This window comes from Corynebacterium sp. HMSC27B11 (assembly GCF_001815985.1).
In the GTDB taxonomy this organism is placed as follows: Bacteria; Actinomycetota; Actinomycetes; order Mycobacteriales; family Mycobacteriaceae; genus Corynebacterium.
Genome location: NZ_KV823538.1, coordinates 1 through 22,719, shown reverse-complemented (window position 1 = coordinate 22,719; position 22,719 = coordinate 1). Strand labels below are relative to the sequence as shown.

The 22,719-nt window shown below is 66.6% G+C and carries 18 protein-coding genes; 7 read left to right on the top strand and 11 right to left on the bottom strand.

The genetic code is table 11. From position 1 onward, the window contains the following. Positions 1-42: 42 nt before the first annotated feature. From HMPREF3097_RS01250 to HMPREF3097_RS01240, 3 genes are all read right to left on the bottom strand, one after another. Complete coding sequence (locus tag HMPREF3097_RS01250) at positions 43-1,134, bottom strand: alpha/beta fold hydrolase (protein ID WP_083317917.1); 1,092 nt, start codon at positions 1,132-1,134, stop codon at positions 43-45. Positions 1,135-1,145: 11 nt separating this feature from the next. Then, a complete protein-coding gene (locus tag HMPREF3097_RS01245) occupies positions 1,146-2,345 on the bottom strand; it encodes a glycerate kinase family protein (RefSeq protein WP_070760285.1) in 1,200 nt (399 codons plus the stop codon). Positions 2,346-2,436: 91 nt separating this feature from the next. Further along, complete coding sequence (locus tag HMPREF3097_RS01240; RefSeq protein WP_070760283.1) at positions 2,437-3,837, bottom strand: GntP family permease; 1,401 nt, start codon at positions 3,835-3,837, stop codon at positions 2,437-2,439. A 322-nt stretch (positions 3,838-4,159) separates the two neighbouring features. Here HMPREF3097_RS01240 and HMPREF3097_RS01235 point away from each other — a divergent pair, with 322 nt between their 5' ends. From HMPREF3097_RS01235 to HMPREF3097_RS01205, 7 genes are all read left to right on the top strand, one after another. Continuing rightward, positions 4,160-5,011, top strand: a complete 852-nt coding sequence (locus HMPREF3097_RS01235; RefSeq protein ID WP_210398502.1) for a phosphoadenylyl-sulfate reductase — start codon at positions 4,160-4,162, stop codon at positions 5,009-5,011. Further along, positions 5,008-5,955, top strand: a complete 948-nt coding sequence (gene cysD, locus HMPREF3097_RS01230) for a sulfate adenylyltransferase subunit CysD (RefSeq protein ID WP_210398501.1) — start codon at positions 5,008-5,010, stop codon at positions 5,953-5,955. The genes HMPREF3097_RS01235 and cysD overlap by 4 nt, the downstream gene beginning before the upstream one ends. Next, positions 5,955-7,304, top strand: coding sequence for a sulfate adenylyltransferase subunit 1 (locus HMPREF3097_RS01225; RefSeq protein WP_070760281.1), 1,350 nt, complete (start codon positions 5,955-5,957; stop codon positions 7,302-7,304). The genes cysD and HMPREF3097_RS01225 overlap by 1 nt, the downstream gene beginning before the upstream one ends. Further along, positions 7,304-8,071 (top strand): sirohydrochlorin chelatase, encoded by a 768-nt coding sequence (locus HMPREF3097_RS01220; RefSeq protein WP_070760279.1) that lies wholly within the window; start codon positions 7,304-7,306, stop codon positions 8,069-8,071. Before HMPREF3097_RS01225 ends, HMPREF3097_RS01220 begins: the two co-directional genes overlap by 1 nt. Continuing rightward, positions 8,068-9,138: a sulfite exporter TauE/SafE family protein gene (locus HMPREF3097_RS01215; RefSeq protein WP_070760277.1), complete on the top strand. Its 1,071-nt coding sequence runs from the start codon at positions 8,068-8,070 to the stop codon at positions 9,136-9,138. Before HMPREF3097_RS01220 ends, HMPREF3097_RS01215 begins: the two co-directional genes overlap by 4 nt. Positions 9,139-9,434: 296 nt before the next feature. Beyond that, on the top strand, positions 9,435-10,796 hold the full coding sequence (pta, locus tag HMPREF3097_RS01210) for a phosphate acetyltransferase (protein WP_371260061.1): 1,362 nt from the start codon (positions 9,435-9,437) through the stop codon (positions 10,794-10,796). Positions 10,797-10,856: 60 nt separating this feature from the next. Continuing rightward, entirely contained in the window at positions 10,857-12,098 is a 1,242-nt protein-coding gene (locus HMPREF3097_RS01205; protein WP_070760273.1) for an acetate kinase, read from the top strand. 196 nt (positions 12,099-12,294) lie between these two features. Here the strand turns inward: HMPREF3097_RS01205 and HMPREF3097_RS01200 are convergent, their stop codons facing one another. The 8 genes from HMPREF3097_RS01200 to HMPREF3097_RS01165 all read right to left on the bottom strand — a co-directional run bounded on the left by HMPREF3097_RS01200 (position 12,295) and on the right by HMPREF3097_RS01165 (position 22,577). Beyond that, the gene (locus HMPREF3097_RS01200) at positions 12,295-13,587 is read right to left on the bottom strand and encodes a metallophosphoesterase family protein (RefSeq protein WP_246821164.1); all 1,293 of its coding nucleotides are present in this window, start codon (positions 13,585-13,587) and stop codon (positions 12,295-12,297) included. Positions 13,588-13,953: 366 nt separating this feature from the next. Next, entirely contained in the window at positions 13,954-15,120 is a 1,167-nt protein-coding gene (locus HMPREF3097_RS10050) for a molybdenum cofactor biosynthesis protein MoaE (protein WP_012360971.1), read from the bottom strand. Beyond that, entirely contained in the window at positions 15,113-15,625 is a 513-nt protein-coding gene (gene moaC / locus HMPREF3097_RS01190) for a cyclic pyranopterin monophosphate synthase MoaC (RefSeq protein ID WP_015381930.1), read from the bottom strand. Before moaC ends, HMPREF3097_RS10050 begins: the two co-directional genes overlap by 8 nt. A gap of 68 nt (positions 15,626-15,693) precedes the next feature. Beyond that, positions 15,694-16,500, bottom strand: coding sequence for an ABC transporter permease (locus HMPREF3097_RS01185; RefSeq protein ID WP_070760271.1), 807 nt, complete (start codon positions 16,498-16,500; stop codon positions 15,694-15,696). Next, positions 16,497-17,369, bottom strand: coding sequence for a molybdate ABC transporter substrate-binding protein (gene modA / locus HMPREF3097_RS01180; RefSeq protein WP_083317916.1), 873 nt, complete (start codon positions 17,367-17,369; stop codon positions 16,497-16,499). The genes HMPREF3097_RS01185 and modA overlap by 4 nt, the downstream gene beginning before the upstream one ends. 46 nt (positions 17,370-17,415) lie before the next feature. Further along, entirely contained in the window at positions 17,416-20,004 is a 2,589-nt protein-coding gene (locus HMPREF3097_RS01175; protein ID WP_070760269.1) for a serine/threonine protein kinase, read from the bottom strand. 3 nt (positions 20,005-20,007) lie between these two features. Beyond that, entirely contained in the window at positions 20,008-21,156 is a 1,149-nt protein-coding gene (locus HMPREF3097_RS01170; RefSeq protein ID WP_070760267.1) for a transporter substrate-binding domain-containing protein, read from the bottom strand. Continuing rightward, the gene (locus HMPREF3097_RS01165; protein ID WP_246821163.1) at positions 21,156-22,577 is read right to left on the bottom strand and encodes a hypothetical protein; all 1,422 of its coding nucleotides are present in this window, start codon (positions 22,575-22,577) and stop codon (positions 21,156-21,158) included. Before HMPREF3097_RS01165 ends, HMPREF3097_RS01170 begins: the two co-directional genes overlap by 1 nt. Positions 22,578-22,719 lie beyond the last annotated feature (142 nt).

Genomic DNA, 22,719 nt, shown 5'->3' with positions numbered 1-22,719 from the left:
GTGTGGGGTGTACACGTCAGCTCATGCTTCAGTAACGATGTCTCAGCGCTGTTGGGGGTGCGTCGTACCTCCCGCGACCCTCTCTGCCAGTCGCGCGATCGCCGCGTTGACCTCCTTCGGAGCCTCCAAGGGGAGCATGTGGCCCGCGTTGGCGACCTCGATCAGCTCCGCGCCCGGCCACGCAGCAACGATCTTTTCAGCCTGTTCGCGTGAGGTGACGTCGTCGTTGTCCCCGACGAGGACGATCCCGGGCAGACCGGAAAGATACGGGACGGCGTCGTATTCATCGTGCCCGCGCAGGTCATCGAGGAAGCCTAGGTACGTGTCCAGTGGCGTTTCGTTGATCATGTAGGCGTGCAGGTCGATGACCTGGCGGTTCGTGGGTCGGGAGAACACCGCGATCGCGAGCGCCGGGGCGATCAGGCCGGCGATCTTGTCGCGCAGCTTGCGAACCCGCTTCGGCGAGGCCTTCAGCAGCCCGGCCAGCCAGCCGACACTGCGCAGATTCAGCAGCTCCGGGATACCGTTCGCGGCGAAGCGGTCGATGGCTGTGGATACCAGCACGAACCCCGCGATACGCTGCCGCACGTCCTCCGGTGCGCGCCGTAGCGCGGCGAATGCGATCTGCCCGCCGAGGGAGTGGCCGACGAGGATCAGCTTTCCGGCCGGTGCGCGTTCGGCGACGACGGCCAGGACGTCCTGCGCCGCCGTGTCCGTCGAACACGACGAGGGTGGCACCGCGCCGGTCTTGCCGTGACCGCGCAGGTCAAGGGTGAGGAGACGCACGCCCGGCAGCTCCTTACGTAGCCCGCGGAACTGGCGGTACCAGGAGTCCGCGCCGAGGGTGAAGCCGTGGATGAAGACGATCGTCAGCGGTTCCGCGTCGCCCGTCTCCGCGGCAGAGTCGCCGCTGGGGCCGACCTCGTACCAGTGCAGGGGGATGTCCGTGCCGTGGTCCTGGACGGTGAGGACGCCGGTGGCATCGAGGTCGCGGATTCCCGGCCTGACCGGGCGTGGTGCTCCGGGCTTCGGGGCGAGGCGGGCCTTCTTCTCCTTGATCCGCGAGCGGACCTCCGCGGCTAGGCTGCTGACGGAGTTGCGCGCGATGCGGGTGAGGTTTTTGGCGTGCTTCATGGGTCTGCGGTTCATGCTGTGTGGGCGGCCAGCGTGCGGGCCAGGTTCTCGGCCGTGGATTCGAGGTTGCCGGCCGTGCCAGCGATCGCGGCATGGAGCGGCTCCGGGCGCTGGCCGATGGTGAAGACCGCGGTGATCCCGGCGTCGTAGAGCGGCTGCATGTCACTCGCCGCGCCGCTGTTGTTCTCCGTCGCGCCGACGGATCCTGCCAGCACGAATACCGGGATGCCGCCCGCGCGCCGGGCGATGCCCACCGGCACTTTCCCGGAGAGCGATTGGCCATCGATCTGGCCCTCTGCGGTGATGACGGCATCCACCCCCGCGGCGAGGGAGTCGAAACCCACGGCGTCCAAGAGTGCGTCGATGCCGGGGCGAATCTTCGCTCCCAGGGTTGCTACGAGCCCGCCGGCGAAGCCACCGGCTGCACCCGCGCCGGGCAGGTCCGCGATCGATGTCCCGCAGCTCCGGGCGAGAACCTTCGTCAGGTGTTCCGCGCCGCTTTCCAGCCGGGCCACGCACTCGGCGTCCGCACCCTTCTGCGGGGCGAAGATGGCTGCGCAGCCACGGGGGCCGAGGATCGGGTTATCGATATCAGCGAGAACCGTGATCGAGGCCGCGGTGATGGCGTCCGGAATGCCGGAAAGGTCGAGAGAATGGACATCAGCCAGCGTGGCCCCGGTGGGGAGGACCTCCTCGCCGGACGCGTCGCGGAACACGGCGCCGAGCGCGGCGACCGCCCCGCAGCCCAGGTCGTTGGTGGCGGAACCACCCGCTCCGATGAGGATGCGCGTCGCACCGTTGTCGACGGCGTCGCGGATCAGCTCGCCGACACCGTAGGTGGTCGAGTTCTCGACGTCGCGGTTCTCGCCCATGAGCGGCAGTCCTGCGGCGGCTGCCATCTCGATGACGGCGGTGGCTTCGTCCAGCAGGGCGTAGGTCGCCACCACGGGTGGGGCGGTGGGGCCGTGGGGGCCGGAGACCTTGCAACTCACGCGGCGCGGGAAGTCATTGGTGCTTTCTCCGGCGTCGCCGTGCTCACCCTGGTGGGCCGCGAGCATGGCCTCGACGGTGCCCTCCCCGCCGTCGGCCATGGGGATGGTGCTGATCTGGGCGTCGGGTATCGCCCGCAGGAGCCCGCGGGTGATGGCGGCGGTGGCCTCGCCGGCGCTGAGCGCTCCCTTGAACGAGTCCGGCATGACGGCAAATTTCATGGCTTCGAGTGTAAATCCTTCGTTGGGCATGGTGTGGAAAGCACGAAGCCGAAGCCCCGAAGGGCCTCGGCTTAGGGAAACTTTCGTGGTGCTAGACGATAAACAGGCTCAATACCCACACGAAGAGCATTGCGGTGACGCCCATGAGGCCAGTCACCACGGTCTGCGAGCGGTAGGCCTGCTGAGGGGTCATCTTGGAGAAGTTCGTGACGACCCAGAAGTGCGAGTCATTCGCGTGGGACACGGTCAGGGAGCCGGCGGAGATCGCCATGACGGCGAGGCCGACCTGCAGTGGGGTCTCCAGGCCAAGAACGGGCAGGAGCGGGGCGACGATGCCGGAGGTCGTGACCATGGCAACCGTCGCCGAACCCTGTGCCGTCTTGAAGAGGGCGGCGACGAGGAACGGGAAGAACAGGCCGAGGCCTGCCAGTTCGGTGGCGTTGTTGGAGATGAAGTCGACGACATCCGTCTCGGCGATGACTTTGCCCAGCACGCCACCGGCTGCGGTGATGAAGATGATCGGGCCGACGATGCGCAGGCCCTCCTCGGTGAACTGGTGGAAGCGGTCCATCATGTGGGTTTCAGCCAGCAGGATCACGGCGAGCAGGAAGCCGATCGCGAGGGCGAGCATTGGGTTGCCCAGGAAGACGATGAGGCGTCCGAGCCCCTCGGTCCACTTGAACATGTTTGCGATCGAGCCACCGGCCATGAGGATGATCGGGGCGATGATCGGGAGCACCGAGGTCAGGGTGCTCGGCAGTCGGGTGTAGGAGTTACGCAGCTCCTCGTAGGCGGCTTCGACGTCCTGATCTGGGATGACCTCAGACTCCGGCGTGGTGATCTTCTTGCCGATGTACACGGAGAAGAAGTAGGAGACGATCAGCACCGGGATGGACACGAGCATGCCCAGGCCGATGACGAGCAGGAGGTTATCCTCCAGGCCGAGGTTGGAGGCCGAGGCAATGGGGCCGGGGGTTGGTGGGATGAAGACGTGGGAGGTGAAAAGTCCCGCCGAGAGGGCGATGGCCATCGCTACGGGGGAGGCGCCGGTGCGCTGCGCGAGGGCTCGGCGCACCGGGTTGAGGATGACGAACCCGGAATCGGAGAACACCGGGATACACACGATCCAGCCCATCAGCTGAATGGCCAGCACTGGGTGCCTCTTGCCGATGAGGCGCACGAGTGCGTCGGCGAGCTGGAAGGCGGCGCCGGTTTTCTCCAGGACGTAACCGATCAGCGTGCCGAAGATGATGACGAGGCCGAAGGACTTGAAGGTGCTGGAGAATCCTTCGCCGATGAGGCTGGTGATGCCGGTGGTGATGACTTCACCATCGGCGTCCTTCGCATCGAGCAGTGGCACGCCTCCGATGAGTCCGAAGACGAGGGAGACGAAAAGCAGCGACAGGAATGGGTGGATACGCAGCTTGGAGATCATCAGGATGAGCGCCACGATCGCGAGAACGAAGACGCCCATCAAAGGCAATCCGGTCATGTGATTTCTTCGGTGGTGAGGGGGGTATTTGTGAGGTTGATGCTATCGGACGGGGGATTACTTCGTTATTGGGGCTATATTTTCGTCGTTTAGGGCTGGGAAGTAGACCAGGCGGTCTAAGTAAAAGTGCAGGTGGTCGCTCTTTTCTCGGGCGGGCTTTTGCGCTTCTATTGCATGTGTCACAATTCCCGCCTAGTATGTGCCCTAATCCTAGACCGAGCGGTCTGTCTGGCTTTCTACTCCTCCGAGGGGAAGCCGGGCTCACCACACGGCAGAACAAACGACGACAAACACGACGACAAGAACGCAACGAGGAGCCGCAGTGCCGGAGCGCAATTCCCAGGCAGGCATCACTCAACAGCCTCAGCCCCTGTTGAGCCTCAACACCCACAACGACAACTGGCGTGCCCCCGAGGTCAGCCCCGCCCAGCCAGATGGGCAGCCTGCCCAGACCACAACCACCCCGATCCCCGACGACCGTCGCAGCTACCACGAAGAGCTGGTCGCCACCTGGAAGGACAAGCTGGAAAACGCCAGCGCCGCAGAGATACTCTCCTGGGCAGCCGAGCAGCTGGACGGGCCCGTGGCCATCACCCTCAGCATGCAGGACACGATCCTCGCCGAGCTGGCCCAGCGGGCATTTGATGGCCAGCAGGCCGATGCCGAGCTCGTCTTCCTCGACACCGGGTACCACTTCCCGGAAACCCTCGACACCGCCGCCGCCGTCGAGGAGCGTTACAACCTTCCGCTGCGCCGCATCACCCCGACCCTGAGCCGCGCGGAGCAGGACGACGTGTACGGGCCGAACCTGTACCAGCGCAACCCCACGGCTTGTTGCCGAATGCGCAAGGTCGAGCCCCTCGCGAGGATGCTCGACCCCTTCGAGGCCTGGGTCTCCGGCGTCCGCCGCGTCGACTCCCCGCTGCGTGCGAACACCCCCGTCATCGAGGTGGACCGCACCGGTCGGCTGAAGCTCAACCCGATCGCGGCATGGACCGACGACGACGTCCAGCGCTTCATCGAAGACAACGACCTCATCATCAACCCACTGACTAAGCAGGGCTACCCGTCCATCGGCTGCGCCACCTGCACCCTGCCCGTCGCCGAGGGGGAGGACCCCCGCTCCGGGCGCTGGGCAGGAACCAACAAAACAGAATGCGGACTACACGTATGAGCACCACGACTATCAACGCAGAAGAGACCAACGCACAACAGAACACCGAGCTCTCCAGCCCGCACCTCGCGGAGCTGGAGGCCGAATCCCTCCACATCCTGCGGGAGGTCGCCGGCCAGTTCGACCGACCGGCACTGCTTTTCTCCGGAGGCAAGGACTCCGTCGTCGTCCTGGAGCTAGCCAAGCGGGCCTTCCACCCCGCGCCGGTTCCCTTCGAGCTGCTGCACGTGGACACCGGCCACAACTTCCCGGAGGTTCTCGAGTTCCGCGACCGCATCGCTGCCGATCCGCGCATCAACCTGCACGTCGCGCACGTCCAGGACTGGATCGATAGCGGCGCGCTGCAGGAGCGCCCGGACGGTTCCCGCAACCCGCTGCAGACCGTCCCCCTCGTCGAGACCATCCAGCAGCGCGGTTACGACGCCGTCCTCGGCGGCGCTCGCCGTGACGAGGAGAAGGCACGTGCCAAGGAGCGCGTGTTCTCCATCCGCGACGGCTTCGGTGGCTGGAACCCCCGCCGTCAGCGCCCCGAGCTGTGGGGCCTGTACAACGGCAAGCTGCAGGCTGGCGAGAACATGCGCGTCTTCCCGATCTCCAACTGGACTGAGGCAGACGTGTGGCACTACATCCGCGACCGCAAGCTCGAGCTGCCACCGATCTACTACTCCCACCAGCGGGAGGTCTTCAACCGTGGCGGCATGTGGCTCTCCGCCGGCGAGTGGGGTGGCCCCCGCGAGGGCGAGGAGACGGTCACCAAGACGGTCCGCTACCGCACCGTGGGCGACATGTCCTGCACCGGCGCGGTGCTTTCCGACGCCACCACCCCGCAAGAGGTGATCGAGGAAATCCTCACCTCCACCACCACCGAGCGCGGCGCGACCCGCGCCGACGACAAGCTCTCTGAATCCGCCATGGAAGACCGCAAGAAGGAAGGCTACTTCTGATGACCGCCCCGACCACCCTCACCGAATCCACCACGACCACCGGGGCCGAAAAGGTGAGCGCAACCACGGCGACGTCCTACGAGGAAGCTCCGACCCTGCGCCTGTGCACCGCCGGCTCCGTCGACGACGGCAAGTCCACCTTCGTGGGCCGCTTGCTGCACGACACCAAGTCCATCCTGGCCGATCAGTTGGAGTCCGTGGAGCGTGTCTCCGCCGCCCGTGGCCTGCAGAACCCCGACCTCTCGCTGCTGGTCGACGGCCTGCGCGCCGAGCGCGAACAGGGCATCACCATCGACGTGGCCTACCGCTACTTCGCCTCCGACCGCCGCAGCTTCATCCTCGCGGACACCCCGGGCCACGTTCAGTACACCCGCAACACCGTCACCGGCATGTCCACCTCCGACCTGGTGGTCATCCTCGTCGACGTCCGTAACGGCGTGATCGAGCAGACCCGCCGCCACCTCACCGTCGCCGCCCTGCTGGACATCCCGCAGGTCGTCGTCGCCGTGAACAAGATCGACGCGGTGGACTACTCCCAGGAGGCCTTCGAAACCACCGCGGGCCAGGTGCGCGAGCTCGTCGACGAGCTGCGCGGCGCCTTCGGCGAGGAGAAGCTGCCGGTCGTGGACATCGTCCCGATCAGCGCGCTGGTGGGCGATAACGTCGTCTCCAAGTCCGAGAACACCCCGTGGTACGAGGGCGAATCCGTGCTGACGATCCTCGAGGACGCCCGTCCCGCCGCCGTGGCCGCCGAGGAGTTCCGCTTCCCGGTGCAGTTCGTCATTCGGGACCACGCCACCGACTACCGGGGCTACGCCGGTCGCATCACCTCCGGCGAGGTCGCGGTCGGGGACGCGGTTCATGCTGGTTTCCGCAGCTCCCGCGTCGCTGGCATCGATACCCCGGACGGCCCGCAGCAGCGCGCCACCGCCGGGCAGTCCGTTACCCTCCGCCTGGAGGATGAGCTGGACATCTCCCGCGGCTCCATCCTTTCCGACGAGACCCTGCCCGAGCCGGTTACCCAGTTCTCTGCGCTGGCCTTCCACCTGGCGGACGCGCCGGTGCGCGTCGGTTCTAACCTGCTGCTGCGCTACGGTCCGGCAGAGGTCCGCGCCCGCGTGCTGGGCATCGACGAGCAGCTGAGCATCGCCGATGGCGCGGCTGCGGAGGCGGGGGAGGCCGGGGAGCCGGCCACCGCCCTGGAGCAGAACGACGTCGCCCGTATCCGCGTGGCGGTGGCCGACCCGCTGCCAGTGGAGGCCTATGTCCGGGGCGGTCAGACGGGCTCCTTCCTGCTGATCAATCCCTCGACCGGGGATACATTGACCGCGGGCTTGGTGAGCAGCTGATGTGTGCCGAGTCTTTCGCCCAGCCGGAGCCGGTGATCGTGCTGGCTCACGGCTCGCGACGCCGCGGTGCCGAGGAGGTCGTGCACGCGATTGCCCGTGAGGTCGGTGCGCGTGCAGCTTTCCTGGACTTCTCCGAGTTCACCTTGGACGCCGTGGTCGGCGAGCTGCGAGCCGCTGGTCATCGTCGGGCTGTTGTCATGCCCTTGCTGTTCACCAGCGCCTTCCACCTGCGCAAGGACGTCCCCGCGGCCATTGCGGAGGCGGAGCGGAACCACGGGGTGGCCCTGCGTGCCACCGAGCCGATTGGCTTGGGTGCTGATGTGGCTGAGCTCCTCGTGGGGCAGTGGCGAAAGGCTCACGGCCACCGCGCGGTGGCCGCTTCGGTGGGAGACGCGGTGGTGTACGCCGTCGGATCCTCTGTGCCGGGTGCCAACGAGGCGGTCGAGGATTTGGCCGCCGAGGTCGGCCGCTTGCTGGGGATTCCCGCCCGGGCGATCTTCGCCACCGGCGGAGGAATTAGCGTGGCCCAGCACCGCGAGGAGCTGGACCAGCGCGCTGGGGCGCAGGCCGCACCCACCGCGGTGCTGCCGCTGTTCTTCGCCCCGGGCCTGCTGCTGGATAAGGGGGTCGATGTGCCGGGCGCGATCGCTGCGGGCCCACTCGGCACCGCGATCGCCCCGCTGGTGACCGCACGGGTGGCGTCCCTGACCGGCGTGGCTGATGGTGTCACTGCGAGCCACTGGACTGCGGAGAGGGTGCCGGCATGAGGAAGATCCTGCTTTTCGCCATCGCTGGTCTGGCTGCACAGCTCGTCGATGGAGCCCTGGGCATGGCCTTCGGAGTCACCGCCACGACGGTGCTGCTGATCACCGGTATCGGCCCCGCCGCGGCCAGCGCTGCCGTCCACCTCGCCGAGGTGGGCACGACCGCCTGCTCCGGTGCGGCCCACTGGAAGCTCGGCAATGTGCACTGGCCGGCCGTTTTTGCCCTCGGCGTGCCGGGCGCGATCGGCGCCTTCCTGGGGGCGACGGTGCTCTCCAAGATCTCCACCGCCGCTGCGGAACCCGTGGTGACGAGCTTCCTACTGCTGCTCGGATTGTGGCTGCTTTTCCGCTCGCTCTTCCTCTCCAGCGCCAAGCAGGCGTCGAAGACGAAGGAGGAAAAGCAGCGGGACACCGCGCGCCGGGCACCTCGCTCTCGCATCGGCCTGGGGGTTCTTGGCATCACCAGTGGCTTCCTGGACGCCAGCGGTGGCGGCGGATGGGGGCCCATGACCACCTCCACGCTGCTGACGGTCGCTAAGACTCAGCCGCGGAAGGTGATTGGGACGGTCAACGCCGCGGAGTTCCTGGTTTCTATTGCGGCCTCCGCGGGGTTCATCTTCGGGCTGGGCCCGCAGTTCCTGTCCCTGTGGCAGCCAGTGGCCGGCCTGCTGGTCGGCGGTGTGATCGCCGCGCCGATCGCGGCCTGGGCGGTCAGTCGCGCCAACCCCACCGTCCTCGGTGGTCTGGTGGGGCTCCTGCTCGTGCTGCTGAACTCTTCCCGCCTGGTCGCCGGGGGAACGGTGAGCCTGCGCGCGGTGGAGATCGGCCTGGCCGTCCTCGCCGTCATCGTGCTCTGGGGGCTGTGGCGAGGCAAGGCCGGGGCACGCGCTAAGTCGGTTGCCAAGGGCTCCGCTGAGACGGACATCGAGGGCGCTGGCGCAACGCCGACTGCCCAGGCGGACGCAGAAGGCTCCGCTGAGATGACGGCAGGCAAGCAGGGCGTGGATCCGGATGCGGATCGTTACGCCGACCAGCGCTATAGCCGGGTGCACGCAGGGGAACGGCGCTAGCGCACTCGGGGGTGCTGCCGTTTTCGACCCCCTGAAGGCTCAATCATGGAGATAGATAGGGGTAGGAAAGGGGTGTAGAGGGTCGCGAAGCGGGCGTGCGTTGTGACGCGCGTTACGTTATGGTTTCACCTAGAAAGTGAAGCCGATCACAGTAATAGTGGCGGGCTGCGAGCCCACCACTGACATAAGAGAACTGTGGTCGGCTAACCGCTACGAAGCCCTGGAGGATGAACTAGGTGACCGTCACAGCAGTCGTGAGCCCCCTGGCTAGCGCAGCAGCGCAGCGCCCCAAGATCATCGAGGCAGCTAACGCCGGTGGCGGCAGCAGCGCCGACCTTTTTGAACACATCCGTCCGTCCCACCCGGACTTCCCTCAGGCTCTGGAATTCGGCAGCACCACCAGCGCCGACGTCCTCGTTGGTACGGGGTCCGTCTCCTTCGACGCCCGCCTTGCCGGCGCGCTGGGCGCCTCTCACATCCTCGTCGCAGGTTCCGACGCCGACCGCATCTCCGTGCAGCAGTCGCTCGGCCAGCTCGTCCGCATCGGTCGTGTCCCGGCGGGCATCGCCATGTTGGAGGGGCCAGCCAGCACCTCCTCCGCGCTGGAATGCGAGGGCGAGGCCATCAGCTACGTCGAGCTGGGCAGCGTCCACAAGTCCGAGACTCGCGAGCCGATCGTCGGCCCGGAGCTCTTCGAGCGCAACCTCATCATCCAGGCCCGTGAGAAGAACGCGCACATCGTCCTGCCGGAGGGCGACGACGACCGCATCCTGCAGGCGGCCCACCAGCTGCTCGAGCAGAATGTCTGCCGCCTGACCATCCTGGGCGACCCGAGCGCGATCGCGCACCGTGCCCGCGAGCTGCAGCTGGACCTCTCCGGTGCGACGCTGACGGACCCGAATAGCGGTACCCAGCTCGAGGAGTTCGCCCAGGACTTCGCGGAGCTGCGCAAGGCCAAGGGCGTGACCATCGACGAGGCGCGGGAGACCATGAAGGACATCTCCTACTACGCCACGATGATGGTTCACAAGGGCCTGGCCGACGGGCTGGTCTCCGGCGCGGCGCACACCACCGCGCACACCATCCGCCCGAGCTTCCAGATCATCAAGACCGCCCCGGGTGCGTCCGTGGTCAGCTCCATCTTCCTCATGGTCATGGACGGCTACCTGTGGGCCTTCGGCGACTGCGCGGTTAACCCGAACCCGACCTCCGAGCAGCTCGCCGAGATCGCTGCGGTGTCCGCGAAGACGGCCGCCCAGTTCGGCATCGACCCGAAGGTCGCGATGCTGTCCTACTCCACCGGAACCTCCGGTGCGGGCGAGGACGTCGAGGCCGTCGCCGCCGCTGTCGAGAAGGCGAAGGCAGACAACCCGGACCTGCAGCTGGACGGACCACTGCAGTTCGACGCGGCTGCCGTCGCTTCCGTCGGTAAGAAGAAGATGCCGGAATCGGACGTGGCAGGCAAGGCCAACGTCTTCATCTTCCCCGACCTGAACAGTGGGAACATCACCTACAAGGCGGTGCAGCGCACGGCGAACGCGTTGGCGGTCGGCCCGATTCTGCAGGGCCTGAACAAGCCAGTCAACGACCTGTCCCGTGGCGCGACCGTCCCGGACATCGTCAACACCGTGGCGATCACCGCGATCCAGGCCGGCTAAGCACCCGACTATAAAACCACCACTCACCCCTCACCACTGCCCCCCGAAAGGACAATCATCATGGCACCCTCCGAGCACGATCCAGCAGCAGGCGAGATCGAATTCGTCCTGGTTCTGAACTCCGGTTCCTCCTCCATCAAGTTCCAGGTCTTGGACCCGAGCGCAGATGCGCACGAAGAGCCGTTCATCACCGGTATCGTCGAGAAGATCGGTGAGCCGAAGGGCCACATTAAGATCGCCACGGCCACCACGAAGATGGAGGACTCCCGCCCGATCCTGTCCCACTCGGTGGGCCTGGAGCGTGCGTTCGGCATGATGTCCCTGCTGGGCTGCGGCCCGCAGGACCTGAACCTCATCGCGGTTGGTCACCGTGTCGTGCACGGTGGTGCGACCTTCTCCGAGCCCGTGCTGATCGACGACAAGATGGTCGCTGAGATCGAGAAGCTCGTCCCGCTGGCGCCACTGCACAACCCAGCGAACATCGACGGCATCAAGAACGCCCGCGCCCTGCTGGGCCACGTGCCGCACGTCGCGGTCTTCGATACGGCGTTCTTCTCCACCCTGCCGGAGCACGCGGCGCACTACGGCCTCAACAAGGAGGTCGCGGACAAGTACAACATCCGCCGCTACGGCTTCCACGGCACCAGCCACGAGTTCGTCTCCCGCGCGGTGCCGAAGATCATGGGCCGCGAGCCGGAGAAGGTCAACCAGATTACCCTGCACCTGGGCAACGGTGCCTCTGCCGCGGCGATCCGCGGCGGCGAGGCGATCGACACCTCCATGGGCCTGACCCCGCTGGCTGGTCTGGTCATGGGTACCCGTACCGGTGACATCGACCCGAGTGTGATCTTCCACCTGGCACGCGCCGGCAGCATGAAGGTCGACGAGATCGATAACCTCTTCAACCGGAACTCCGGTCTGAAGGGCATCGCGGGTGTCAACGACTTCCGCGAGATCAAGGAGCTGATGGATCAAGGCGATCACGACGCCAGCCTGGCCTACGACATCTACATCCACCAGCTGCGTCGCTTCATCGGCTCTTACATGCTGATCCTGGGCCACACGGATGCGATCACCTTCACCGCTGGTGTCGGCGAGAACGCTGCGTTCGTGCGTAAGGATGCGATGGCTGATCTGGAGGGCTTCGGCATCAAGATCGACGAGGATCGCAACCTCAACAAGGAGGGCGTGGAGGGTCCGCGTGTGATCTCCACGGATGACTCGAAGATCAAGGTCTTCGTGGTTCCGACGAACGAGGAGCTGGCTATCGCGCAGTACGCGATGGAGCTGGCCGAGCAGTAGGACTCGCCGAGCAGTGAGGGGGTAGCTGGTGGCTTGCGGGCCACCAGCTTCTTCCTTTGTTTTGCAGAGTTTAGTGCTGCTTTTTGGGTGTTTTGCGACCTTAAACTCTGCAAAACGGGGGAGGGGAGGGTGCGCGGGGCTCTAGCTATCCAGGCCGACCCAGGTGGTGGCCCCGCTGTGGAGTAGCACCGCGCGGCTAGCGCGGGAACTTCACGTAGCTCGGCAGCGCGGCTGGTTTCGCGATGGGCTGCTTCTTCGGCTGCATGTCCACGCCCATGTCCTTGGCGAAGAGCAGCCGGGTGGACTCGTAGATCTTCTCCGAGTTCTCATTGAGCTCGAACACACGCGCACCGCGGAGAGTGTGCTGCTGCCACGTGCCGTCCATCAGGCCATAAGGGGCGAAACCAGTGCCCGGGCAGTAGCCGAGTTCCACGCCGAAGTAGTCGCCTTTATAGCTATTGATGTGGTCGTGGCCGCAGTAAATGCCCAGGACATCACCCCGGTCGCGCGCTGCGCCGTAGATCCCGGAGTTGAAGGAGCCGTAGTACACGTCCTCGTTCTTCACACCCTCGATGTTGAAGGTGGACTTGGCCTTGGCGTGGCTAGCCGCGAGGTGCTTGGCCGGGCCTCCGAACCACATGTCGCGGTGCTCGTAGGTGGGGATGTGGAAGTACATGAGGCCGGGGATCTTCGCTCCATAGCGCTTCTCGGCCTCGATGGACTTGCCGACGTACCATTCCACCTGAGCTGGGCGGATGTAGTCGTAGCTGGGAACGTCGTCGTTGTCTTGCACGGGGTCGGCCTCGGGCAGGTAGTTGCCCGAATCGAGCAGCCAAATCGCGAACCTGGCCTGTGCCGGATTCTTGGCAGACGCGATCAACAGTTGGGCATCGGAGTGGCCGAAGGGGCGGTCGGGCGCCACCGGGTTCAGGTTGTGCTTGTATTGGCGAACGAACTCGGCCATGTGGCGCTCATACACGCCGGTGTTGGCGTCCTCGACAGAGTCTTCATCATGATTGCCGAAGGTGATCGCCCACGGGATGGAGCGGGACTCCATCGGCAGGACCACGTTGTTGATGGCTTCGTAGACCTGGCGGGGGTTCTTCGGACCGGAAGTGATGACGTCGCCGTTGATGAGCGCGAAGTTCGGCTTCTCCTGGTCGAGGACTTTGCCCATGAATTCGATGGTGCGGCGGTCGGTGAGGTGGTCGTCCTGAGTGTCGTTGAACTGGACGATCTTGAAGCGGCCGTTGGGCTGGAAGCGCAGTGGGAGCTTGCCGTGGACGCCAGCGTCGGGGTTGGCTCCGCCTGGGTTGGAGGAGCCGTTGCTGGAGCCGAAGAATGAGCTGTGCGAGGACTGGGCCTGGGCGTTCGTCACGAACCCGGTGGCGGCTGCGGTGGCGGCGAGGATGGAGCCGCCGCCCAGCAGGGAACGGCGGCTGACCTTGCGGTTTGGGGTGGGATTGTCGGATGGCAAGGGGTTATTCATCTCCGATTGTTGCGCTGCTTTGTTGGACAATCCGAGAGGTTAGGACGCCGAGATGACGTGGAATCAAACGCAGAATGAAGTGTCGCAGGGCGGGGGGTGGCACGGCTGAGGGGTGTGGTCTTGGCCTTTCATGATTCGCTCTCCCTTATCCGCTTTTGGTCGACTCTCATATGCGTTTTGCAGAGTTTGATGTCGGTTTTTGTGGCTTTTGCGACCTTAAACTCTGCAAAACGGTGGGGGTGGAGGGCGCGCGGGAGCGGAAAAAGGGGAGAGGAGAGGCAAGCGAGGCGGGGCTCGCCGGAACCCGAGGGTGGGACCCGCCCACATCTCACAGCCCTGCAGCCCCGCAGCCCCTGCTGCGGGGCTTTAGCTATCGAGCCCGACCCAGGTGGTGGCCCCGCTGCGGAGTTTTTGCTCCTTCCAGATCGGCACCCGCGCCTTAACCTGGTCGGCCAGCTCCGCGGTGGCGGCGAAGGCTGGGCCGCGGTGCGCAGCGGCGACGATCACGAGGAACGCCAGGTCACCGATCTCCAGCGGTCCGGTGCGGTGAGCCACCCAGGCGCGGACGTCGGGGTGGGTGGCCACGACCTCTTCCACCACTTCCCGCAGCACGTGCGCCGCGCTGGGGTGGCAGCTATAGGTCAGGGTGTCGACGAGCTCGCCACCATCGTGGTCGCGCACCACACCCTCGAAGGTGCTGACTGCGCCCATCGCTGGGGTGGCGGTGACGTCCTTCGCCGAGCTGAGCAGCGATTCCAGCGGCTCCTCGGTGATCCGAGTGTGGACGACGACGCCCGTCTGTTCCGCGACGTGCGGCGGATCGGGGACGGCTGGTCTGTGGCAGCAGCCGCTCCCGTGCAGCGTGTGGTTCTGCTCGGCAGCGCTTGACTCAGGAACGTGCGTGGGCGCAGGTGGTGAAGCTTCTGCCGTCGGGGCTTGTGCAGCCTTGGCCTCGTGGTCGCCGCCACCCGCGAGCTGGTCCAGCAGGTGCTCGAGCACCCCGTCCAGCACCTCCAGCCCATCACGCACCCCGCCGCGGGACCCGGGCAGCGTCATCACGAAGGCCGGTTTGGGGCGGTCGACGATCCCGGCGACGCAGCGGGAGAGGATCGCCGTCGGCACCTTGGCCCCTCCGACCCGGAAGAACTCAGCGGCGATGCCCGGCAGTGGGCGAGTGAGCACGCGCTCCACCGCATCCACGGTGACGTCACTGGGGGAGATCCCGGTGCCCCCGGAAGTGAGCACCACGTCGGGTAGTGCGTCGAGCTCCGGGAGGTTACCGGCACCGGCACCCGCAACTCCCGTGCTCCCGTCGCCGGTGAAGAGCTGATCGATGACTGCGGGGACGTCCGCGTCGGCGACGATCAGCGCATCCGGGGTGTCGATGCCCCGTTCCCGCAGCCACTCCACAGCGATGATGCCGGAGCGGTCCTCGTACTCGCCGGCGGCCGCCCGGGTGGACGCGACGATCACCAGCCCCGTGCGGCCGGCGTTCCTCGCCCGGAGTTCCTGCGCCGATTCCGTGCTAGTCATTAACGCTCCAATCCCCGGACTTGCCGCCGGCCTTCGCCAGCACCCGCAGGCCCGTGATCTCGGCGTGCTTATCCACGGCCTTGATCATGTCGTACACCGTCAGAGCCGCGCTGCTCACGGCGGTGAGCGCCTCCATCTCGACACCGGTGACACCGCGGGTCTTCACCGTTGCGAGAATCCGCACGGCAGGGGCGGGATCGGTGACTTTCTCGAAGTCAATGGTGATCTTGCCCAGCGGGAGTGGGTGGCACAGCGGAATAATCTCCGGGGTCTTCTTCGCACCCATGATCCCGGCGACTCGCGCCACAGGCAGCGCATCTCCCTTCGGCAGTCCGGCCTGGTCGCCGTCGCCGTCCTGGAAGATCATGGCGAGGACGTCCTCCCGCGTCCGCAGGAAGCCCTCCGCCGTCGCGGTGCGGGTGGTCTCGGACTTGGCGGTGACGTCCACCATGTGGGCGGAGCCATCACCGCGCACATGCGTCAGCTGCGGCTGCGGGTCGGACATATTCTCCACACTCCTTGGGGCAAGAATTAGCTTTCGCTAGACAGCTTAACTTTCGCGGCAGACACGCCTTAGCCACGGCGGCTGGGCTGCACCAGGCGCAGCCCAGCGATACCGCCTACGACCAGGACGTACACCGCCAGCAACACCAGGCAGGCCCCCAGCGCGCAGTCCATATCGTTGGAGCTCAAGCCCAACTCGATGAGCAGCGGCAGGGTGCGGGTCCGGCCGGCGACATTACCGGCAAAGGTCAACGTAGCCCCGTACTCGCCCAGCGAGCGGGCGAAGGCCAACACCAATCCCACTGCAATCCCCGGCCACGCGATCGGCAGAATGATCAACCGCAGCGCCTCGGACCTGCTCGCGCCGTCCACGGCGGCGGCGTCCTGAACGGAATCCGGAACCGAGCGCAGCGCCGTTACCGCGGTCGCGACGACGAAGGGGAGGGCGACGAAAACCTGCACCACCACGACTCCCAACGTCGTGTAGGCGACCGACCAGCCCGCGCGATCCAGCAAGGGGCCAAGCAGGCCGGGACGTCCCCAGAAAAACACGAGTGCCAGGCCGCTGACCACGGGGGAGAGCACCAGCGGGGCGTAAACAGCGAGCTGGATGAGCTGCGACAACCCCGGGCGGCGGCGCTGGAGGCGAGCGAGCCACAGCGCCAGAGGGACACCGAATAGCCCGGAGAGCGCGGTGGCGATCGCGGCGGTGGACAGCGAGAGCCCCAGCGAGGTCAGCACCTCAGGGGCGGTGACGAGCTGCAGCGCCTTCGGCCACGGAATGTTGAGCAGCAGCCCCAGCATCGGGCCCGCGATCAGCGCGAAGGCCGGGACTGCTAGCGCGAGTGTCCAGAGGGGGAAGGCGCGTGTGCTCACTCTTCGGACTCTCCAGGGCCGAAGCCGTGCTCAGCGAGGATGCGCTGGGCTTCTGGGGAGGCGAGCCAGCGGACGAACTCGGTGGCGGAGTGATTCGCCCCGGCATCCGTGCTGGCAGCGGGGTACTTATTCGGGGAAACGTGCTCGGCCGGCAGGGTGGTGATCTTCTTGCCCTGGCGCTGGATGGCGGCGGCGTCGGAGGCGTAGATAAAGCCCGCGTCCACCTGGCCGGTGGCGACCTTGGTGGCGACGTTCGAGACGTTGGCCTCTTCGGAGGGGTTCTGCAGCTCGATTGGGGTGCCGGCCTTCTTCAGCGCCTCGTGGGCGAGGGTGCCGCACGGGACCTCCGGGGCGCAGATGGCGACGCGCGCGCCCTTGGCTAGGTCCTCGAGAGAGTTGATCTGGGTCTTGGGGTTTTCTGCGACGGCCAGGACGAGCTGGTTGGTGGCGACGATGCGCGGCTCCTCGCGGTCCGTGACGTTGCTGAACTCCGGCAGCTTCAGGGCCTTGTCCATGTTCTTCTCGTCAGCGGAGATGAACGCATCGGCCGGGGAGCCCTGCTCGATCTGGCGGACGAGGGCGGAGGAGCCAGCGAAGTTCCATTCAATCTGCTGGCCGTCGTGCTCGGCGGCGTAGAGCTCCAGCAGGTCATCGCCGGCAACGCTCAGCGAGGCCGCGGCGAAGACACGCAGGGGCCCGTTCGAAGCGTTCTCCGAGGAGCAAGCGGCGAGCGCGAGCATCCCCGCGAGTGCAGCGGCGAGCGCGGCCACGAAGCGCGACGTGCGGCGCGTGGTGCGATGCGGCGCGCGACGGGTGGCACCGCGTGCGAGGCCGCGACCGGTGGCGCGGCGTGCCGAGCGGATCATCATGGGTCTGATCCTAGGCGAGCGCCTCGGTGGGAGCGCGCTAAGCGCATCAGAACCAGGTGCGCGGGCGGATCATATTCGCCATATCCACCAGGCGGAAGCGGTGCAGATCAAACTGTGCCTGCCGCGCCAGCATCCGCAGCCCCTGCTCCAGCCCCAGCCGCAGCCCTCGCTCCGTGAATGGCACGTCGAAGAGCGGGCTTTCGCTGCTCACGTCGTTGCCCTTCTTCTTATTGATGTAAATCCAGTTCAGCCCTGCCAGCATCACCGCGAGGCGGACCTGCTGCATCCGCGGCTCGTTCGTCGGCATGATCTCCAACCGCCGCGCCGCGCGCCGGATCCGGGACTCCGAGAGCCTACTCCGGTCGCTGATCAGCATGAGAATGCTGGTCAGCCGCGCCAACCGGTGGTGGCGCGAGGCCAGCGGCACCCGGTCCAGCACGCCGACCGCGGCGTCCACCAGCCCTTCAGCGGTCAGCTGCCGCGCAAGACCAAAGGCGGAAGACACGGTCGTGGGGTTCGTGGCCCACACCAGCCCGTACAGTCGCATCGTCTGCATCCGCAGTGTGGCGGGCTCCTGAGACAAGTGCCGCGCCGGCGGCACCTTCACATCCTCGGTGATCGGCGTGCGGTAGGCATAGGAGAGCATCGCACCCAGCTGGGCGGTCTCGTCGTCCAGCAGCTTGGTGGTGTTGACCCCCTGCTGCTGCATAAGCAGCTCGTTCGTCGCCGCGAGCGCCAACTTCGGCGCCGGCTCGCCGGGCAGCAGGTGCAGCACCTCGTTGAAGTGGTACTGCGCGGTCACGAAGTCGCTGCGCAGGAGTGCTGCGACACCGGAGAGCCACCGGAAGCGCCAGTCTCCGCCCAGCCAGTCCTGCACCTCGTCGAGCTTGTCCTGCGCCTCCTGGGCCTGCCCCATGTCCAGCCGCGCCCGCACCATCGTCAGCGGGATCTCCACGGAGCTGGACATCTGGGGCTGCTTGGCCGCGGACTCCAGCGTGTCCAGCACTTCCCCGGGCTCCGTGTAGCGCGCAGCGGAGAGCAGCGACGCGCCGGGATCGCTCGGTTCGGTCAGCGGCAGTGGGAGTGCCGCGATGACCTCCGAGGCAGCGATCTCCACGGACCGCGGGATGCCGTCGATGAGCTGGTCGGTGCGGAAAAGCATGTGCTTCGTGCCGTAGGTGGAGCGCTGCGCGGTGAAGCGGGTGTCCAGGTGCGCGTGCTGCACCCGATCCCGGATCGCCAGCACCTCGCGCAGCACGCCGACCATCTGGTTCGCGAGCGTGACCGCGGAGCTGAAGCGCTTATTCGGGTCCGGGTCGGTGGCCCGCAGCAGCAGCCGGTAGAGGGACATATACCGCTGGAACAGCGGTTCCTCCTCCGGGGTGGGCAGCTCGGGATCGTAGGCGCCATCGGTGATGGGCAGGTTCACGACCAGCGAGGCCAACGTCCGCCCCACCGTGTAAATATCGCTGGCCACGGTCGGCCCGGTGCTGGCGATCTCGGGCGCCTGGAAGCCCTTGGTGCCGAAGATGTGCCCGTACGCCCCGATGCCGCTGACCGCGCCGAGGTCGATGAGCTTGACCTGGTCCTCGGTGATGATGATGTTGTCGGGCTTGAGGTCGTTGTAGACCACCCCGCGGGAGTGCAGGTAGTCCAGGGCGGGCAGAACCTCCAGCATGTAGCCGATGGCGATGTCTACCGGCAGCGTGTTGTCGGGGGATTCGCGGCGCCGTTCGCGCAGAGACGGCCCGCCCACGAACTCCATGACGATGAATCCGCCGGGGGAGCGAGGATCGTCGATGAAGTTGAAAATCTTCACGATGCCGGGGTGGGTGATGTCCGCGAGGAAGGCGCGTTCGGAGTCGGCGACGGCGCGTTCGTGCTCGTTCTCGGTCGCCATCAGGCCCTTGAGGACGACGTAGCGGTTCGCGACGTTGTGGTCGGTCGCGATGTAGATCCATCCCAGGCCGCCGTGGGCGATGGGGCCCAGGATTTCGTATTGTCCTGCGATGAGGTCCCCGGCCTTCAGCGTGGGAGGGTCGATGCCCTTCGCGATGGCCGCGCTGGGGTCAATGATCGCTTCTTCGGGGACGGTGGGTGTGATGAACGGCAGGTGGACCATGCCGTCGGCGACGTTCTTGCCCTCGCGCGCCGCGCCACGCAGCTCGCGGAAGGTGGAGAGCGCCTCCCGGCGGGAGCGTTCCCCGGAGTCGACTTTGACGGGGTCGGTGGTCGCTCCGCTGGTACTGCTGCCGACCTCGGTGGCGGAGGTGGGGACGTCAGCCTGGCTGCGCCCTTGGGCGGTGCTGCCGGGTTCGATGAGGTCGGAGAGGTCGCCGAGGTCCGCGAGGTCGAATTCTTCCTCGTCATCGTCGTCGGCGAAGGGGTCGAAGACGACGGCCTCGGTGCCACCGTCGCCGTCGCCCTCGTCCTTCCTCGCGGCGCCGGGTTCGGTCGCCGGGCCGGTGGTCACGTCCGGTTCCGGGTGCTCCGCGGTGCCGCCGGTGACGACGTCAGGCCCGGTCGCTGCGTCCGGTTCGGTGCGGTCCACGGCCTCGGTTGGTGGCCCGGCATCCGGGTCCACGTTGCGGTCCTGCTCCGGGACCTTCGGCTCTGCTGCGTCCTTCTCGCTCATCTTCTACTCGCCTCCCTTCTCTTCCTCGATGCCCGGAATCTGCTCCCTGTTGTATTCCTCGCGTTCCTTCTTCAACGCAGCGGATTCCTCTGGCGTGCGGTAGCGGGCGGGCAGCTCTCGCGCGGGCCCCAGGTACTGCTCGAGCCAGTGCTTATACATCCGGTTCAGCTCCCCGGTGTCCCGCAGCCGCTCGAGGGTGCGGTTGACCTGCCGGGTGAGCCCCTCGCTCTGCCAGCTCACGTGCTCGTCGTCCTCGTCGAGGGACTCCGCGCCGGGCCCCACGACCTTGCCGGATGGTGCCATGGCCACGCCGTAGTAGCCCTCGCCCAGGGATGCTCCGATGAGATGGGTGTCCGGGTCCTGGGCGGCGAGCCCGGAGAGGATCGCGTCGTCGGAGTAGATGGCGTCCACCTGCCCCTGCTGCATGGCCATGAGGCAATCGGTCCACGTGCGGGTCTGCAGGATGCGCTTGGGGTGGAGGTGGTGGGCCACCATGCCGGGCGGGAAGTCCTGGGAGGCGCAGACGGTCTTGTTTTTGAGGTCGGCGACAGATTCGATGCCGGAGCCCTTCTGCGTTAGTAGGCGCTCCTCGATGTGCAGGTAGGGGATGGAGAACTCCAGCGCCTTCTGGCGTTCCCGCGTGGTGGTCATGGTGCGCAGCACGAGGTCCACGTCGCCGGTGCGGAGGGCGTCCTCGCGGTGGCGGGATTCCACGTAGCGGAATTCCACCTTGTCGGGGTCGCCGAAGATATCGCGGGCGATCTCGCGGGCGAGATCGACCTCGAAGCCGATCAGGTCGGAGCTCTCCGGGTCCCGGTATCCCAGCCGGTAGAGGGACTGCGCCACGCCCACGATGAGGCGGCCGCGCTTGGAGATATTCGGCACGTTCTCCTTCACACTGGCTGCGGTGGGGGCCAGGGAGCCGAGGGGTTCCGCGTATTCGGTGTGGACGGGCTCGAGGTCTGCGGTGTCGTAGATGCGCGCCTGCGCGGGCAGGTCGGCGTCGGGCTCGCGGGCCACGATCGGCCAGGACGGGCTGGTCGGAGTGGTGGCACAGCCGGTGAGCAGGGTCGTGGTGCCGAGGAGTGCGGCGGTGCTCCGGCGCAGGCGGGAGCGGCCTGCGCGGGCGTTGCGGCGGTTGGTGTTGATCATCACAGGTACTCCCTCACCCTCGGCCTGGTGCCGGCGAGCGTGGCGATCGCGGCGACGGCGGTCATGATGGCGACGATCGTCGCGGTCCGCTGTGCGGCCGACTGCCCTGCGGTGAGCACGTCGCGCAGCTGCTCGCGGGACTCGCTGATCAGCTCCTGCAGCTCCTCGTCGAAGAGCGTGTAGCTGGTGCGTAGGTCGAGTTGGACGTCCTTGGGGGAGCGGTTGGAGTTCGCGACGACGGCCTGCTGGTCGTCGTCGGATGGGGAGCCCAGGGCGGCGGCGGAGGCGGCCTTGAAGTTGCCGTGCTGCAGTTCGTAGACCATGACGGCGTGGGCGGCGTCCCATTTCTGGAGGTGCTCGAGGGCCAGGACGATGCGGTGTGGGGAGACTACGGAGTCGCGGATGGACTCGAGCTCGTTGTCGATCCGGGCGATGGTCCTGGAGAATTCCTCCTGGTTGTCGTCGCCGTAGCTGCGCTGCACCAGGCCCAGCGCTTCGCCGGTGCGGGCCTGCTGGGCGGCGATGCGCTGCTGGGTGAGTGTTTCGAGCGGGCCCATGGAGGACTGGATCCAGTTGGTTCCGGCCTTCCAGGTCCAGCCCGCGCTGATGGACGCTACGAGCAGGGCGATGACCATGAGCATCGTGGCGATCAGGTAGCCGATGTTGAATACGCGGTTGGTGTTGGCCGAGAGCCACAGCTGCGCGATGGTCAGCAGCACGACCGCGGCGATGAGCCCGGAGAGCGGGAACCACATCGGCGAGATCACGTGGCGTTGCTGCTCGCTGACCTGCGTGGAGGTGATGGTGTACAGCTCCTCGGCGGCGGGCAGCATGGTCCGCTGCATCAGGTGGGAGGCCTGGGTCAGGTAGGACGCACCGACGGGGTTGCGGAAGCGGTCGTTCGCGCTCGCTTCGGAGACGAGCTCGACGTAGCGGGGCAGATCCGTCTGCAGCTGGAGGACGAGCTCCATCTCACGGGAGTCGACGTTGTCGATTCCGGCGGAGGCCTTGATGATCTCCTGGCTGGCGTTGGCGATGTGCCGGTCGTAGCTCTGCGACTGGGTGGAGCTCTGTTCCTTGGTTTCGAGGAACTCCGTGGTGGCGGCGGAGTCCGCGACGGAGAGGGAGTTGAAGAGTTCCTGGGCCGCGTTGGAGAGCGGTTCGGTGCGGCTGACTAGGGTGTTGAGGTCGTTCTGCCGCCAGGTGGAGCTCAGCGCCATCGCGCCACCGGCGGCGAGGATCGCGGCGACGAGCAGGAAGGAAATGATCGTCAGGATCCCGGGCGTGGTGGAGATGAAGTTGAGGAAGCGCTTGGGCAGCGCCATGGCTGGGGCAATGAGGCCGCGGACCGTGCGACCGCCGGCGGGCGAGTCGTCACGATCCATCCACCGATCGGCATCGGCATAGAGCGGCGCAGACATGGCCTGATTATAACGCAGGACACATTTCACTTTTGCCACTCCCGTCACAAACGTTGCGTGGGGCTATGCGAGCAAGTGAAGCCGCACTGTGCGGGGACTGTGCAGGGGGGATTGAACTAGCCCCCGAAAGTTGGACTGGTTT